Source organism: Allobosea spartocytisi (assembly GCF_014764685.1).
Lineage (GTDB): Bacteria > Pseudomonadota > Alphaproteobacteria > Rhizobiales > Beijerinckiaceae > Allobosea > Allobosea spartocytisi.
In genome coordinates, this window is record NZ_JACXWY010000001.1 from 388,787 (window position 1) to 403,569 (window position 14,783).

Consider the following 14,783-nt stretch of genomic DNA (forward strand, 5'->3'; position numbering starts at 1 on the left):
CCGTCTGCCGTCGGGGTCGCCGGGCGTCCGACAGGGCGCTGAAACGGCGACCTGTCTGTTTGTTTTCGCGTTCGATTTTTCCGGGAAGCGGATTCAATCCTTCGGTCCGGCGCGGTAGGGAGGCGAAGCCGTGCGCTTCCGCATGACGACCTTGCGACTGCGGCTCGTGATCGGGTTCATGCTGGTCAGCGTGCCGGCGATGCTGGCGTCCGCCTATGTCGCCGCCTGGCTCCTTTCCAGCGCCTTCGAGGACAATGTCGAGCAGTGGCTGGGGGAGACGTCGCGCTTCTTCAGGCTCGAGGTCGAGGAAGCCTCGCAGGAGGCGCAGCGCGTCGCGGCGGTGATCGGCCAGCGCATCGAGAGCAATGCCGACATCGACGTCCGCTCGTCATCGACCTTCGACGCGGAATCGGCCCTGCTGAACTCGGTCGGCTACGATGTGATCGCCGTCTATGACGACCAGCGGACGATTCGCTACACCTCGCAGCCCTTTCAGCCCATCACGCTCCTTCCGACGGACGAGAAGCAGGGCATTTTCAAGATGACGGCGAATGGCCAGCGCCGGATCATGGCAGGCGCGGTCCAGACGATCTCCGTGAAAGGGCAGACGCTGCACGTGCTGGTCGGCTCCTGGCTCGACGAAGCCTATCTCGGCAGCATCAAGGTGGTGACGTCCCTGAACGTCCGGCTCTTCGCCGATTTCGGGCCCCGGCTCGAACCCGTGCTGGAAACCCATCCCGACAGCGTCAGCCCGGTCCCCCAGGAGATCAGGCGCCAGCTCGCATCGGGGCAGGAGGCGGTGTTCGATCCCTCGGCCGATGGGGGCACCTACCGGGCCGTCTATATCGGCTTCCAAGGGATCGACGGCGAATTGGCGGCGGTGGCTTTCGTCGGCCTGCGCAGCGAGGCGGGGCTGTTCGAGCAGCTCGGGCGCGAAAGCCTCTTTCTCGGCATCTTCCTGTTCGGGAGCCTCCTTTCCGTCGCCGTCGGCATCGTGATGTCGGACATCCTGGTGCGTCCGCTGCGCGCGCTCACCCGCGGCGTGCGGGCCATCGCCGCGGGCGATTATCGCCAGCGCGTATCGGAGACGGGAGGGCGCGAACTCGTCCAGCTCGCGGCCGGCTTCAACAGCATGGCCGAACAGCTCGGCGCGCTGCGCGACCTCGAAACCGAGCTCCGGCGCCGGGACCGGCTGTCGGTGCTGGGTCAGGCGGCCATGGTCATCGCGCATGAGGTCCGCAACCCGCTCGGCATCATCAAGACCTCGACCGAGGTCGTCCGCAACCGCGCGAAGCTCGCCGGCTCCGAGGACAAGATGCTCGGCTACGTCATCGACGAGGTCCGCCGGATCGAAACGCTGGTGCGCGACTTTCTCGAATTCGCGCATCCCAAGCCGCCGATGACGAGCGAATTGCGGATGCGGTCGATCATCGATCGCGTCGCCGCGATTGCCGGGCCGGAGCTGGCGCGGCACAAGATTTCCGTCGCGGTCACCGACGAGAGCGGCGATGCCACGGTCCGCGGCGACCCGGACCAGCTGCATCAGGCCTGTCTCAACCTCGTGCTCAATGCCATCGACGCCATGCCCAATGGAGGCACGATCCATGCGGACGTCACCGCCCAGGGCGACACCGTCTCGCTGACGATCCGCGACGAGGGCGCGGGCGTGCCGGCGGAGATGCGCGACGAGATCTTCAACCCATTCTTCACGACAAAGACGAAAGGTACCGGGCTTGGCCTTGCCAAGGTCCAGACTGTCGCCGAAGCCCATGGCGGCCAGGCCACCTGCGCGAGCGAGCCAGGCCGGGGCGCCGCCTTCAGCATCACCTTGCCGCGCTGGCGATCAAAGGAAGCGCCATGAGCCACGCTGTTCTGATTGTCGACGACGAGGCGCGGCTCGCCGACGTGCTCGCGGCAGCCCTCGAAGACCTCGGCTATCGCACGACCGCGGTGGACAACGCCCGCGCCGCGCTGCAGGAGCTGGAACAGGCCCGCTTCGATCTGGTCCTGACCGATCTGCGGCTCCCGGTGATGGACGGGCGCGAGCTGCTGCAGGAGGTTCGCAAGCACTGGCCCGAGATCCCCGTCGTGATCATCACCGCCTTCGCGACCGTGCGCGACGCCGTCGATCTCGTGAAGGAAGGCGCCTTCGACTATATCGCCAAGCCCTTCGAGATGGACGAGGTCGCCGCCACCGTCCGGCGGGCGCTGCGGCTGTCCGACGTCGTGCGCGACAACGACCGTTTGCGCAGCGAGCTGGAGGGACGCTACAGCTTCGAGACGCTGATCGGCTCGAGCGCGCCCTTCCGGCGGGTGATCGAGCAGGTCACCGAGGTCTGCGAGACGCGCGCGACCGTGATGCTGAGCGGCGAGAGCGGCACGGGCAAGGAGGTCGTCGCCCGCGCGATCCATTTCAACAGTCCCCGGCGCAACAAGCCCTTCGTCGCCGTGAACTGCGCGGCGATCCCCGAGACGCTGCTGGAAAGCGAGCTTTTCGGCCATGTGAAAGGCGCCTTCACGGGGGCGCTGTCCAACCGCATCGGCCGCTTCGCTGCGGCAGATGGCGGCACCCTCTTCCTCGACGAGATCGGCGACATGCCGGTGGCCGTGCAGGCGAAGCTGCTGCGTGCCGTCCAGGAGCGCAGCTTCGAGCCTATCGGCGCCAACCGGAGCCAGACGGTCGATGTCCGCCTCATCGCCGCCACGCACAAGGATATGCGCCAAGCCGTCGCGGAAGGCCGTTTCCGCGAGGATCTGTTCTACCGGCTCAACGTTTTTCCCATCGCCCTGCCCGCCCTGCGCGATCGCCGGGAGGATATTCCGACGCTCGCCACGCATTTTCTCGGCCAGTTGAGCGAAGCCATGGGAAAGCGAGTCATCGGCTTCACGCCCGCCGCGATTTCGGCTATGTCCGACCATGAGTGGCCCGGCAACATCCGGGAACTGCATAACTGCGTGGAGCGTGCCATCATCGTCGCGAAGTCACCCACGATCGATGTTCACGACCTGCCGCGCGACCTCTTTGAATCGTCGCCACGCCGTGGCGATTCTGGCAGCATCCCCGGCGATCTTGATGCCGAGCTCGAACGCATCGAGCGCGACTTCATCCTCGCTGCTCTGCGCCGCACCGGCGGCGTGCAGGTCCAGGCCGCGCGGCTGCTCGGCGTTGCGGAACGCAGCCTGTGGCACCGCATCAAGAAACTCGGAATCAAACTCAGCCGGAGCGCCAGCGAATGACGCGGACGACCTGCGTATCCAAGGGCCGCGGCAAGCGAGTGCCTCTTGTCCAAAACCGCGGAGCATGGCTCTCGCTGCTCACGCTGTCCTGCGGCCTTTCCGCCGCCCGGGCCGCCGACACGACGCCGGCCCTGACCGACCCGACCCCCGCCAAGGGCTGGATCATCACGATCGGCGGCTCGCTGCAATACGAGCCCGATTTCGAGGGCTCGAAATGGCGCCGCTTCTCGCCCATGCCGTCGCTGAGCTGGCGCCGTGTCGGGGAGGCCGAAGGCTTCAGCGCGCCCGATGACGGGCTCGACTTCGCCCTGTACGACACCGACCGGCTCAAGGTCGGCGTGGTCGGCGACTACAAGTCAGGCCGCTATTCCGGCGCGGACCGGAAACTTTTCGGCCTGCGCGACGTGCCCTGGACGATCGAGGCCGGCGTCTTTGCCGAATTCTGGCCCGTCCTGGATCGCTTCCGCTTGCGCGCCGAGGTGAAGCAGGGCTTTCACGGCCATCACGGCGTCGTCGCGGATCTCTCCGCCGACTGGGTCGAGCGCTTCGGCAGCTTCACCTTCTCGGCGGGCCCGCGCTTCAGCATGGGCAGTAAGAGCTACATGACGCGCAATTTCGGGATCACGCCCGGAGAAGCGGCGCTGAGCGGCATCTACAGGCCCTATCGCCCGGACTCCGGCGCGAAATCGGCGGGCGTGGCCACGGCCCTCACCTATGACTGGTCCGAAAACTGGGCGACGACGGTCTACGCGCGCTACGACCGGCTCCTGGACGAAGCGGCGGGCTCCCCTCTCGTGCGGGTCAATGGCAGCCGGGACCAGTTCACCTTCGGCACGACGCTGAGCTATTCGTTCCAGGTCGGCGGTTAACCGGATCCTGATCGAGCGGGCCTACCGCCCAAGCGGGCGCCATATCGATCAGGCCGCAGCAGCCGTCTCGTGGCGCGAGACATGCGCGGTGGCGGCACGCAGATCGGCGAGCCCGGCGCCGGCTGCGACGCAATGCTCGGCGAGATGGCGGCGGAAGAGGCGTGCGCCCGGACGGCCCGGGAACAGCCCGACGAGATGGCGTGTGAAGGCATGCAGCCGCCCGCCTCGCTCCAGATGCGCGGCGAGATGGGGCTCCAGCGCCTCCAGCATCGCGAAGGCGTCGGCGACCGGCGGTGCCTGCCCGAACAGCAGCGGATCGACCTGGAGCAGGATTTCCGGATTCTGATAGGCCTCGCGGCCGACCATGACGCCGTCGAGCCTCTCCAGATGCGGGACCCACTCGGCCGGCGCCTTGACGCCGCCATTGATCGCCACCGGCAGATCGGGATTGGCGGCCTTGAGGCGGTAGGCGCGCTCATAATCGAGCGGCGGAATCTCGCGGTTCTCCTTGGGCGAGAGGCCCTGCAGCCAGGCTTTTCGGGCATGGACGATCAGCGCATCGACGCCCCCCGCGCGGACCGCTGCGGTCAGGGCATCGAGCGCGATTTCCGGGTCCTGATCGTCGACGCCGATGCGGCATTTCACCGTGACGGGGATCGCGACCGCTGCCTTCATCGCCGCGACACAATCGCCGACCAGCGCCGGCTCGCGCATCAGGCAGGCGCCGAAAGCGCCACCCTGGACGCGATCGGACGGGCAGCCGCAATTCAGGTTGATCTCGCCATAGCCGAATTCGGCGCCGATCCGCGCTGCCTCGGCCAGAAGCTTCGGGTCGTTGCCGCCGAGCTGGAGCGCGACGGGGTGCTCCATCGCGTCGAAGCCGATCAGGTGCTCGCGGTTGCCGTGGATCACCGCCTGCGCCGTCACCATCTCGGTGTAGAGCAGCGCATGGCGCGACATCAGGCGATGGATCGTCCGGCAGTGGCGATCTGTCCAATCCATCATAGGCGCCACGGCGAATCTATATGATTGATATCTCATTGTTTTTTCTTCAACAGCAAATCGCTCGGTCGTACCGAGCGCACACGGAAGCACGCCGTGATGCGACGCTTTTCGTCACGTTTCGACGGCTGATCGCACACGGAGCGCACACGAAAAATGGCCACCTTCACGAAGCTCTCCTTCGGGTCCTGGCGCGTCCAGGTCCGACGCAAAGGACGCTGCGTGAGCGAGACCTTTCTGCGCCGGGATGATGCGCGACGCTGGGCCATCGAGGCCGAGCGCCAAGTTGATCGTGGCGAGGCCCCGAACGAATCGCGCATCGCGCGCCTGAAAACATTCGGGAACTCATCGATCTTCATATCGACGACATGTGCGACGTCGGCAAGGCTCCTTTGAGATCCAAGGCGGCCGCACTTGAATTGCTGAAGCGGCAACTCGGAAAGTGCAATATGGCGTCCCTCGATCGCGAGCGGCTCATTCGCTTCGGTCGCGACCGGGCAGCGCAGGGCGCAGGTCCGGTCACCCTTGGCATCGATGTCGGGATGATCAAGCTCATTCTGCCTCACGCGGCCGCCGTGCACGGTCTGCCCGTAAAGGTCGAGACGGTTGACCTCGCCCGCATCGCTCTGAAGCGGCTTGAGCTCGTTGGCAAAGACGAGGAGCGCAACCGCCGCCCAACGCAGGAGGAACTCGACCGGTTGATCGCGCACTTCGACGGCAATCCCCGCCAACTCATCCCTATCGGACGGACCATCCGCTTTGCAGTGGCGCCTGCGATGCGCCTGCGCAGGAAATCCGCCCAGTACGCTGGTCAGACGTAGACCGGTCCCGAGGTGGCGGCGATCTGGTCGGACGTCATCGGTCGTCCTGTGGTCTATGGCGGCAACGATCCCACCGCGTTCGAGCAGAACATGGCGAGCTTCATGCCGAAGTGGATGGCCTACGAAATGCGCCTGATGGCCGAGCGCTACGTCAGCGACGGCATGATCCCCGATGCCGGCGACCTCGAGCGGCTGACTGGATACTCGGCCGTCCGCTCCATTCCTATCGGGGGTTCGCGACCAGGATTGCCGCGGCGGCCTGACAGCCCAGCAACCGGCTCTGTGCATTTGCTTCAGCTAAGCGCGACTGGCCCGCGAGCAGGTCCGGAAGGGCCAAAACAGCCGGGCGCCCAGCGCGCTTGGCTGTTCTGGCCGAGCCTGCCTGGCGCCAGAAGCGGAAGTTGGATCCTCGCCAGGAAGCGGACACTCGCTCTCCGAGCGATCTCGGCGCACTCGGCCCGGCACCGACCGATCTGCAGCATTTTGACCCAAGTAGCGATCGTAGCGCGCGACTGCTTCGGCGGTCGGGTTTGCGCCGCCAAAAGCGAGCCAGATCGGAGTTCGGAATTTTGCGCAGACTTGCCTCTGGTCCGACATCATGCAGCGGCCGCATGTAACGGCCGGGCAACCCATCAATCGCGCTTCGGATAGCCCTCGAACAAGGCTCCCTGAGCAAACTGTCGATTTTCGCGATCGCAATTTGTCCACCCGAGCCGAACTCGCAATTTCGAGCTTGACACGGGGTTCGCGCAGTATGATTTTTATATCATACATTATCTTCTATAAGAATACAAATGGCTGTTCGCTCTCTCTCCTCCACACTCAAGACGCTGGCGGTCTGCGATATTGTCGCGGCATCGCCGAAGCCGTTGCGGCTGGCCGATGTCGTGCGGGCAAGCGGCGATGCACGCGCGGTCGTCTATCAGCGGCTGCGGACGCTGGTGGAGGCCGGTCTGCTCGACCAGACCGAGGACGGCGCATTCCGACTGGCGCTGCGCTTCCAGTTCTATGCAGTGCGCGCGCTGGAGCAGGCCAATCTCGGCGAGCGCAGCAGCGAGTTGCTCCAGCAGATCGTCGATGAGAGCGGCGAAACCGCAACGATCTCCGTCGCCGACGGCTATCACGCCGTCATCATCAACCGCGTCGAATCCCGGCAGGTCCTGCGGGCCGATCTAAGGGTCGGCGCCAAGCTGACGCTCGGCGGCAGCGCCTCGGGCGCCGTGCTGGTCGCCTTCGGATCTGAAGAGATGCGCGAGAGCCTGCGAAAGCAGGGCGTCGCACTGCCACCGGAAGCTGAATTGCAGGCAGTCCGCGAGCGCGGCTACGCGGTCTTCGCGCCGACCGACCCGCATCTCGTCGCGGCCGTCGCTGCTCCCGTCTTCGATGCCGCGCGCCAATGCGTGGCGGTGCTTGCCATCTCCGGCCCGATCTTCCGCTTCGATCATGACCGCTGCGGCCCCATCGTCGTTGCCGGAGCACGGCGTCTCAGCGCCCAGTTTGGACATTCCTGACATGACGCTTTCCGCCCTTCTCGCCACGGAAGGCCCGCTGCTGCCGCGTGCATTGATGCGCGGTCCGGAGGAAGTGATGCGGCCGGAGCGGCTCGCCGCCATCCAGCCCTCGCGCGTCAGCGCCTCGCGCAACCTGATCGCGCGGGCGTCGCGCCAGCGCTGGACGATCACGCAAAAGGCCTTCGATATCGACGAGAAAGGCCGTGGCCACGCCCGCTACGCGATCGAGGCGGGAAGCTGGCGCTTCTCCTTCCCGATCTTCTCTTTCGAGCCCTCGTCGCGCGAACGTACAGGGCGCATCATCGGCCGAGCCTGGGACATGATGGGCGCGCTGGTCGAAGGCGATATGTCGCCCGCGGCGGTCTCGGCGCTCCAGGGCGAATTGCCGAAGCTCTACGAAGGGCGCGCCACGCCCAATACTCTGACCTGGGCGCGCTCGAACCGCTCCGGCCGCCTGTTCGACCTTGCCGTCAACGCTCTGGCCAAAGGCGAGCAGCCGCCGGTCGAAGCGCTCGGCGGCACCTGTTACCTGATGCGCAACACCGGCATCGACGGCAACGGCACCTTCGGCACAAAGTCCTTCCTCGCCTTCGAGAAGGACCATCCGCTGCGCGCCTCGCTGCAGGCGCAGATGCTGACCGCCTATATGATGCGGGTCTTCGCGCTCGATCTCGTCCAGCATTTTGCGCGGCTGCAGGGGGGCACGAAGGCGGCGGGCTTCGCGCCGGATCTCGCCCGCTTCCTCGGCGTCGGCAACGGCTCGGCGCTCGGGCTGATGTTCTTCGTCAATAACCATCCGCGCCTGATCAACCAGTGGCTGACGATCCGCGAGACCGCCATCGCCCATGGCAAGCTGGTGCCGGTGGGGCGGGACGCGGCGCCACTGCGAACGCTGGCGAGCCTGCTCGAAAAGGCGATCGTCGCACGCCAGCAGGATCGCTCGGAATACGAGTCCTTCACACCGAGCCTGCGCATCGCCGAGGATCTGGTCGTCATCCGCCGCGAGCTCGACGCGCTGATCGCCTTGGCTCAGGCGGGCGAGACGGGGGCGACCCCGCTGCTCGACTTCACGGCTTCGCTCGACGGCCGCGTTCATGCCGAGGCCTTCGAGACCTTGCTCTCGCTGCTGATCGAGCTGGTTCCCGACGTCGCCGACAGCCTCTCGGACACGCTGGTCATCGACGAGGAACTGACCGGCCGGCCGGAAATGCGGCTCGGGCGGCTGCGCGAGATCGTCCGCAGCGACTATCGCTGGGCCTTCGATCTCGATCTCACCTCCGAGCGCTCGCAGCGCTATGTCTGGTACAAGTCGCGCACCGCTGAGGAGCCGCGCCGGGGGCCGCGGGAGGAAATCGGCGAAGCCCATAATCTCGGCCTCGACCTGCCCCGACTGATCGTCGCGCTCGACCGCGACCTCAGCCAAGCAGACCCAAAGACCTGCGTCGCCCGCTTCCTGCTCCAGCATCCAGAGCACCGGCTGATCGCAACGCGCGTCCAAGCGCTGGCCGGGCTGCCCTACCATTCGCCGCATGCCGACATCATGAGCGAGGACTTCGTCCCGGCGCAGATCACGCGCCTGCTCAATGTCGGCATCCACGGCATCGACAAGGCGCGCGACTTCCTCAACCGCAACCTGCGCGGCGTGATCTTCCATGGCGCGCCGACGCCCGCCGATCTCGCGGCGGGAACGGCCGATCCCCACTGGTTCTATCCTCCGGAGCCCCGCTCATGACGGAGCTGCGCCTCACCCTGCGCGAGATACGCCTGATCATCGAACGCTTGGTCCAGGCGAACGGTGTCGCTCCGGGGCTTCTCTTCGCCGTCCGCGATGCGGCGGTGGTGTCCGCGATCCTGCCCGTCGCAGGCTTTGAGAAGCTCTCGGCCGAAATCGCTGCGCTGGCCGCTTCGTCTGTCAAGCCCGCCACATTGAGCGAAGGCGAGAACGGCGTTCTGCAAGTCGATGTCGCCGGCCAGCATCCCTGGCTCGTCGCCGAAGCCCTACTCGATCTCGCCGTCGAGCGGTTCCGCCTCACGGGGCGCGGCGAGGTTCTGGTGTGCGGCGCGGTGAGCCCGTGCGAGTTCGGTGTGGTCGCCGGGCTCGCCGAAAAGCATGGCCTCACGGCGATCTGCTCCGAGGTAGCGGGCGGCGTCCTCCTGGAAGTCCGACCCCGCCTGGCGCGAACCGAAGGCCTGCTCAACCACGTCCGGCGCGAAGGCTGCACGGTCGCGGCAGGCTTGTGGTGGCCGCTCTACCACGCTTCGCATGCAGCCCTCGCTCCCGACTCTTTCGAGAGCCGCCGCCATGCCGGCACCATCCGCGTCGAGGCCGATGGCCGCATCGTCGGTCGCAACGACGAGGACGAAACCGACCTCTCCATGCTCGCCGCCGATCCCATACGGCTGCGCCCCGCCTCCATCCCGTAAAGGTTCAAACCGATGCTGATCGACGGCTTGCAATGCGGCTTCTACGGCCGCGACGTGTTCGAGGAGCTCAAGGCCGGCGGCTTCACCTGCGTCACGCCGACGCTCGGATTCTGGGAGGGCGCAATCGAATCCTTCGACGCGATCGGCAAATGGCGCGACATGGCGCGCGCCAATAGCGACCTCGTCACCATCGCGCTGAAGACCGACGATATCCTCGCCGCCGACCGGTACGGCAAGACCGCGCTGCTGCTCGGCTACCAGAACACCAACCTGCTCGACGGGCGTATCCGCTATGTCGAGCTCTTCGCCGATCTCGGCGTCCGCGTCCTGCAACTCACCTACAACAACCAGAACGATGTCGGTTCGAGCTGCTACGAGGCGGTCGATCCCGGCCTGTCCCGCTTTGGGCGGGAGGTCGTGCGCGAGATGGACCGCTGCGGCCTGCTGGTCGATTGTTCGCATGTCGGCGACAGGACGACGCTCGATGCGATCGAATGGTCGCAAAAGCCGATCGCGATCACCCATGCCAACCCGTCCTCCGTCTTCCCGCACAAGCGCAACAAGAGCGACGAGGTCATCAAGGCACTGGCTGCCAAGGGCGGCATCATCGGCTGCGCCGCCTATCGCAACATCACCCCGGTCGAGGCCTGCGACCGCGTCGATGCCTGGGCCGAGATGGTGGCGCGCACCGTCGACATCGCCGGCATCGACCATGTCGGCCTCGGCACTGATTTCAGCCATCACACCAGCCAGACCTATCTCGACTGGATGCGCCAGGGGCGCTGGACGCGGACGGCCCAGTATGGCGCGGGTTCCGCTACCAATACCGCCCCGAGCGAGAAGCCGGCCTGGCTCAAGAAGATCAGTGGCCTGGCTGCGGTCGCGCCGGCGCTGGCGAAACAGGGGTTCAACCCGGAAGAAGTGGAGAAGATCACCTCCGGGAATTGGCTGCGCGTCTATCGCGCTGTGTTCGGCTGAGAGGAGAGAACCATGACCGGCGACGACGCTTCGAGCTTGCGGCTCTCACGACGGAAACTGCTCGTCGCCGCGGGCGCCGGCAGCCTGTCCATGCCCTTCATCCGCCGCGCCCGCGCGGCGGAGGCGATCTATGTGAACACCTGGGGCGGGCCCTGGGAGGAGGCGGCGCGCGCCGTGCTCTTCGACCCCTTCACCCAGGCGACGGGGGTCGAGATCAAGACGATCGCGCCAGTCTCCTTTGCCAAGCTTGCGGCGCAGGTCCGCACCGGCGTCTACGAGTTCGATGTCACGACGCTCGGCGTCTCCGAGCTCGCCCGCGCCAACCACGCCAATCTTCTCGACAAATACGACGAGAGCAAAATCCCGGCAGCCTCGCTCTGGCCCGGCGCCGTGACGCTCAATGGCGTCAATTCCCACGCCTTCGCCAACGTCATCGCCTATCGTCAGGACAAGTTTCCCGCGGGCGGCCCGAAGAACTGGGCCGAGTTCTGGGATACGGCGAAGTTCCCGGGCTCGCGCTGCCTGCAGAACTATTCCGCCCGCGTGCTCGCCTTCGCGCTGATGGCGGATGGCGTCGCACCGACCGATCTCTTCCCCTACGACCTCGACCGCGCCTTCAAATCCCTCGACCGGATCAAGAAGGATGTCCGCGTCTGGTGGAGTCAGAGCCCGCAATCCCAGCAATTGCTGCGCGATGGCGAGATCGAATTGATCGGCATGTGGAACACCAGCGCCCAGCAGCTGATCGATCAGAAGGTGCCGATCGCGCTGAGTTACGATCAGGCGGTGATCGATGTCGCGGCCTGGGTCGTGGCGCGCGGCACGCCACGGACGCGCAATGCCTGGCGCTTCATCGAATTCGCCGTGCAGCCGGAGCGGCTGGCGCAGTTCGCCCAACGCAACAATTACGGCCCGATGAACCCGGCCTCGTTCAAGAGCCTGCCGCCGGAGGTGGTCGCGCGGATGCCGACCTCGCCGGAGAACCTGGCCAAGGCCGTCGTGCTGAACGCGGAGAAGCTCGGCCCCCAATTCGACGTCATGGCGAAGCGTTTCGAACAATGGCTGTCGAGCTGACGCGCCCCGCGCTCGCGGCCGAGGCGCCCGCGCTTCCTGCGCGGGCGCTTCTGGTGACCCTCTTGCGCCCGCCCTTCATCCTCTATGTGCCGGCGGCGCTATTTCTCACCGCCTTCTTCCTCATCCCGCTCGGCCTCGTCGTCTGGATGAGCGTCAGCGACCCGGAATTCGGCTTCGGCAACTACGCGACCTTCTTCGGTTCGCGCTACGACCTCGCCGTGCTGGCGCGGACCTTCCAGACCGCCTTCGTCGTCACGCTTGCGAGCCTCGTCTTCGCCTATCCCATCGCCTATGTCGCGGCCCGGCGCGGCGGCGCCGTCGGCGGCTTCCTGCTCGGCGTGGTCGCGCTGAGCTTCTGGACCAGCTTCCTGGTCAGGACCTATGCCTGGATGGTGATCCTGGGGGCGAAGGGGCCGGTCGTCGGGCTGCTGACCGCGCTCGGCGTCAGCCCGCCCCCGCGCCTGCTCTTCACCACCTTCGCTGCGACTTTCGCGATGGCGCACATGCTCGTGCCCTTCATGGTGCTCGCGCTCTATGCCGTGATGAAGCGGATCGACGAGAGCTATATGCGCGCCGCCGCAAGCCTTGGCGCCCGGCCCCTGCGGGCCTTTCTCACGGTCTATTTTCCGCAGAGCCTGCCGGGCGTGGTCAACGGCGCGACGCTCGTCTTCATCACCTGCCTCGGCTTCTACGTGACGCCGACCCTGATCGGCAGCCCGCAGGACAAGATGATCGCCGGACGGATCGGCCAGGAAATCGAGCAGCTCCTCGATTTCGGCGCGGCCTCCGCAACCTCGATGATCCTGCTCGCCGCCGCGCTCGCGCTGTTTACGCTCTATGACCGCTTCTTCGGTCTCGACAGGATGTGGAGGTAGCATGTCCCGCTCCACGATCATCCTGGCGGTTCTCGTCGCGATCCTCCTCACGGGGCCGATGTTCATCGTCGTGCCGATGTCGTTCAGCACGGCGCCTTCGCTCGAATTCCCGCCGCCGGGCTTCTGGCTCGGCTATTACCGGCGCTTCTTCTCCGACCCGAACTGGACCGGGCCGCTGTTCAACAGCTTCGCGATCGGCTTCGGGACGATGGTGCTGGCCATGCTCTTCGGGGCGCCCGCGTCCTTCGCCCTGATGCGGCATCGCTTCCGGTTCCGCTCCGCCTTCCGCATGTTGGTGCTGTCGCCGCTGATCGTGCCGCATATCGTGATGGCGCTGGGCTACTATAGCTATTTCGGCTCGCTCGGGCTGGTGCAGAGCATGACCGGCGTCATCCTTGCCCATACCTGCTTGACCATCCCCGTGGTGGTGCTGACCCTGACCTCGGCGCTCGCCAATTTCGACCGCCGGGTCGAGAATGCCGCGGCCGGCCTCGGCGCACGCCCACTCACCACCTTCCGGCTGGTGACCTTCCCGATCCTGCGCCCGGCCTTCCTGGTCGCGGCCTTGTTCGCCTTCATCCACTCCTTCGACGAAACCGTGATCGCGATCTTCATCTCGGGTCGCGACAGAGCGACGCTGCCGCGCCAGATGTTCAACAGCTTCCAGATGGAGGCGGACCCGGCGATCTCTGCCGCCTCTTCGCTGCTGCTCGCCGCCGTGCTCGTCGTCATCGGCGCGCGTTGGGCCGCGCGCCTCGTCAAACCGCAGCCTGCCCGCGCGAGGGCCTAGGACAAGTCATGAAGAACGCCCGCGCCCTCTCCCTGCGAACTCTCTCGAAAAGCTATCTCGCCGGCCAGAACGCCGTCGACAGCATCGATCTCGAGATCAAGCCGGGCGAGTTCGTCTCCTTCCTCGGCCCCTCTGGCTCCGGCAAGACGACGACGCTGATGATGATCGCCGGCTTCGCCAAGCCTAGCAGCGGAGAGATCGCGATCGGCGGGCGCAAGATCGACAGCGTCGAACCCTATGACCGCAATATCGGCATGGTCTTCCAGAACTACGCCCTGTTCCCGCATATGAGCGTCGCCGACAATGTCGGCTTCCCGCTGCGGATGCGACAGGTCGCGAAGGCCCAAGCCGCGAAGCGTGTCGCCGATGCGCTCGCCATGGTCGGGCTCGCCGATTTCTCTGGTCGCAAGCCGGCCGAGCTCTCCGGCGGACAGCAGCAGCGCGTCGCACTGGCGCGCGCGCTTGTCTTCGAGCCCGATGTCGTGCTGCTCGACGAGCCGCTCGGCGCGCTCGACAAGGCGCTGCGCGAGCAGATGCAGATCGAACTCAAGCGCATCCATCGCGAGCTCGGCGTGACGATGGTCTATGTCACGCACGACCAGGGCGAGGCGATGGCGATGTCCGACCGCATCGCGGTGTTCAACCGCGGGCGGATCGAGCAGGTCGGCAGCCCGGCCGAGGTCTATGCCAGGCCGCAGACGCGCTTCGTCGCCTCCTTCATCGGCGACAGCAACCTGATCGAAGGCGTCGCCGGCCGTGACGGCATCGTCGACCTCGCCAACTTCGGCTCCGTCGCTACCGGACGTCGCGATCTCTCTCCGGGTGCGCCGGTCGACGTGCTCGTGCGGCCCGAGATCATCCGGTTCTCCAAGGAGGGTGCATCGTCGCCAGACGACTTCGCCTTCACCGTCGACGAGGTCGTGAACTACGGGGACAGCTTCCTGATCATCGGCAAGAGCGGCGGGCAGGAGCTGCGCGCCCGCGTACCAGGCCTAGATATGCCCGTGCTCACCCGGGGGGAGCGCTGCGGTATCAGTTGGCCTAAAGAGCGTGTTCACGTCGTTCCAAGATGATCTCAGTCCGGCAGAGCCCGGAGTCCAACGCCTGAGGTCATTCTGAAGCTATCCGATACGCGCCAGCTCAAGCCGCACGGGCGCTCCGCGCCAGGAGCGGACTCTGGTGCCTCGCTTGGAAGCGGACAT

At 66.2% G+C, this 14,783-nt stretch carries 13 protein-coding genes and 1 pseudogene; 12 read left to right on the forward strand and 2 right to left on the reverse strand.

The genetic code is table 11. From position 1 onward, the window contains the following. The first annotated feature begins 130 nt into the window (after nucleotides 1-130). Genes IED13_RS29140 through IED13_RS01980 form a run of 3 tightly spaced genes read left to right on the forward strand, consistent with a single transcriptional unit; the run spans nucleotide 131 to nucleotide 4,106 of the window. Nucleotides 131-1,861, forward strand: coding sequence for a sensor histidine kinase (locus IED13_RS29140; protein ID WP_112763455.1), 1,731 nt, complete (start codon nucleotides 131-133; stop codon nucleotides 1,859-1,861). Continuing rightward, nucleotides 1,858-3,237: a sigma-54-dependent transcriptional regulator gene (locus IED13_RS01975; protein WP_112763454.1), complete on the forward strand. Its 1,380-nt coding sequence runs from the start codon at nucleotides 1,858-1,860 to the stop codon at nucleotides 3,235-3,237. Before IED13_RS29140 ends, IED13_RS01975 begins: the two co-directional genes overlap by 4 nt. Beyond that, nucleotides 3,234-4,106: a MipA/OmpV family protein gene (locus IED13_RS01980; RefSeq protein WP_191123195.1), complete on the forward strand. Its 873-nt coding sequence runs from the start codon at nucleotides 3,234-3,236 to the stop codon at nucleotides 4,104-4,106. Before IED13_RS01975 ends, IED13_RS01980 begins: the two co-directional genes overlap by 4 nt. 48 nt (nucleotides 4,107-4,154) lie before the next feature. On the opposite strand, the gene dusA is transcribed toward IED13_RS01980, so the two are convergent. Both dusA and IED13_RS01990 read right to left on the reverse strand, forming a co-directional pair. Next, nucleotides 4,155-5,111: a tRNA dihydrouridine(20/20a) synthase DusA gene (gene dusA, locus IED13_RS01985; RefSeq protein ID WP_248312405.1), complete on the reverse strand. Its 957-nt coding sequence runs from the start codon at nucleotides 5,109-5,111 to the stop codon at nucleotides 4,155-4,157. Nucleotides 5,112-5,143: 32 nt separating this feature from the next. Continuing rightward, on the reverse strand, nucleotides 5,144-5,839 hold the full coding sequence (locus tag IED13_RS01990; protein ID WP_191123197.1) for a hypothetical protein: 696 nt from the start codon (nucleotides 5,837-5,839) through the stop codon (nucleotides 5,144-5,146). Nucleotides 5,840-5,929: 90 nt separating this feature from the next. Here IED13_RS01990 and IED13_RS28630 point away from each other — a divergent pair. The 9 genes and pseudogenes from IED13_RS28630 to IED13_RS02030 form a co-directional block, all read left to right on the forward strand. Continuing rightward, a pseudogene (locus IED13_RS28630) lies at nucleotides 5,930-6,192 on the forward strand (NmrA/HSCARG family protein); the annotation flags it as partial. Between the two features lie 531 nt (nucleotides 6,193-6,723). Further along, nucleotides 6,724-7,440, forward strand: coding sequence for an IclR family transcriptional regulator (locus tag IED13_RS01995; RefSeq protein ID WP_191123198.1), 717 nt, complete (start codon nucleotides 6,724-6,726; stop codon nucleotides 7,438-7,440). Nucleotide 7,441: 1 nt separating this feature from the next. Beyond that, entirely contained in the window at nucleotides 7,442-9,172 is a 1,731-nt protein-coding gene (locus IED13_RS02000; protein WP_191123199.1) for a hypothetical protein, read from the forward strand. Further along, entirely contained in the window at nucleotides 9,169-9,864 is a 696-nt protein-coding gene (locus IED13_RS02005; protein WP_191123200.1) for a hypothetical protein, read from the forward strand. The genes IED13_RS02000 and IED13_RS02005 overlap by 4 nt, the downstream gene beginning before the upstream one ends. Nucleotides 9,865-9,876: 12 nt before the next feature. Then, nucleotides 9,877-10,842, forward strand: coding sequence for a dipeptidase (locus IED13_RS02010; protein WP_191123201.1), 966 nt, complete (start codon nucleotides 9,877-9,879; stop codon nucleotides 10,840-10,842). 12 nt (nucleotides 10,843-10,854) lie between these two features. Continuing rightward, nucleotides 10,855-11,916, forward strand: a complete 1,062-nt coding sequence (locus IED13_RS02015) for an ABC transporter substrate-binding protein (RefSeq protein ID WP_191123202.1) — start codon at nucleotides 10,855-10,857, stop codon at nucleotides 11,914-11,916. Next, nucleotides 11,901-12,791, forward strand: coding sequence for an ABC transporter permease (locus tag IED13_RS02020; protein ID WP_191123203.1), 891 nt, complete (start codon nucleotides 11,901-11,903; stop codon nucleotides 12,789-12,791). The genes IED13_RS02015 and IED13_RS02020 overlap by 16 nt, the downstream gene beginning before the upstream one ends. Nucleotide 12,792: 1 nt before the next feature. Then, nucleotides 12,793-13,581, forward strand: a complete 789-nt coding sequence (locus tag IED13_RS02025; protein WP_191123204.1) for an ABC transporter permease — start codon at nucleotides 12,793-12,795, stop codon at nucleotides 13,579-13,581. An 8-nt stretch (nucleotides 13,582-13,589) separates the two neighbouring features. Next, entirely contained in the window at nucleotides 13,590-14,654 is a 1,065-nt protein-coding gene (locus IED13_RS02030; protein ID WP_191123205.1) for an ABC transporter ATP-binding protein, read from the forward strand. The last annotated feature ends 129 nt before the right edge of the window (nucleotides 14,655-14,783 follow it).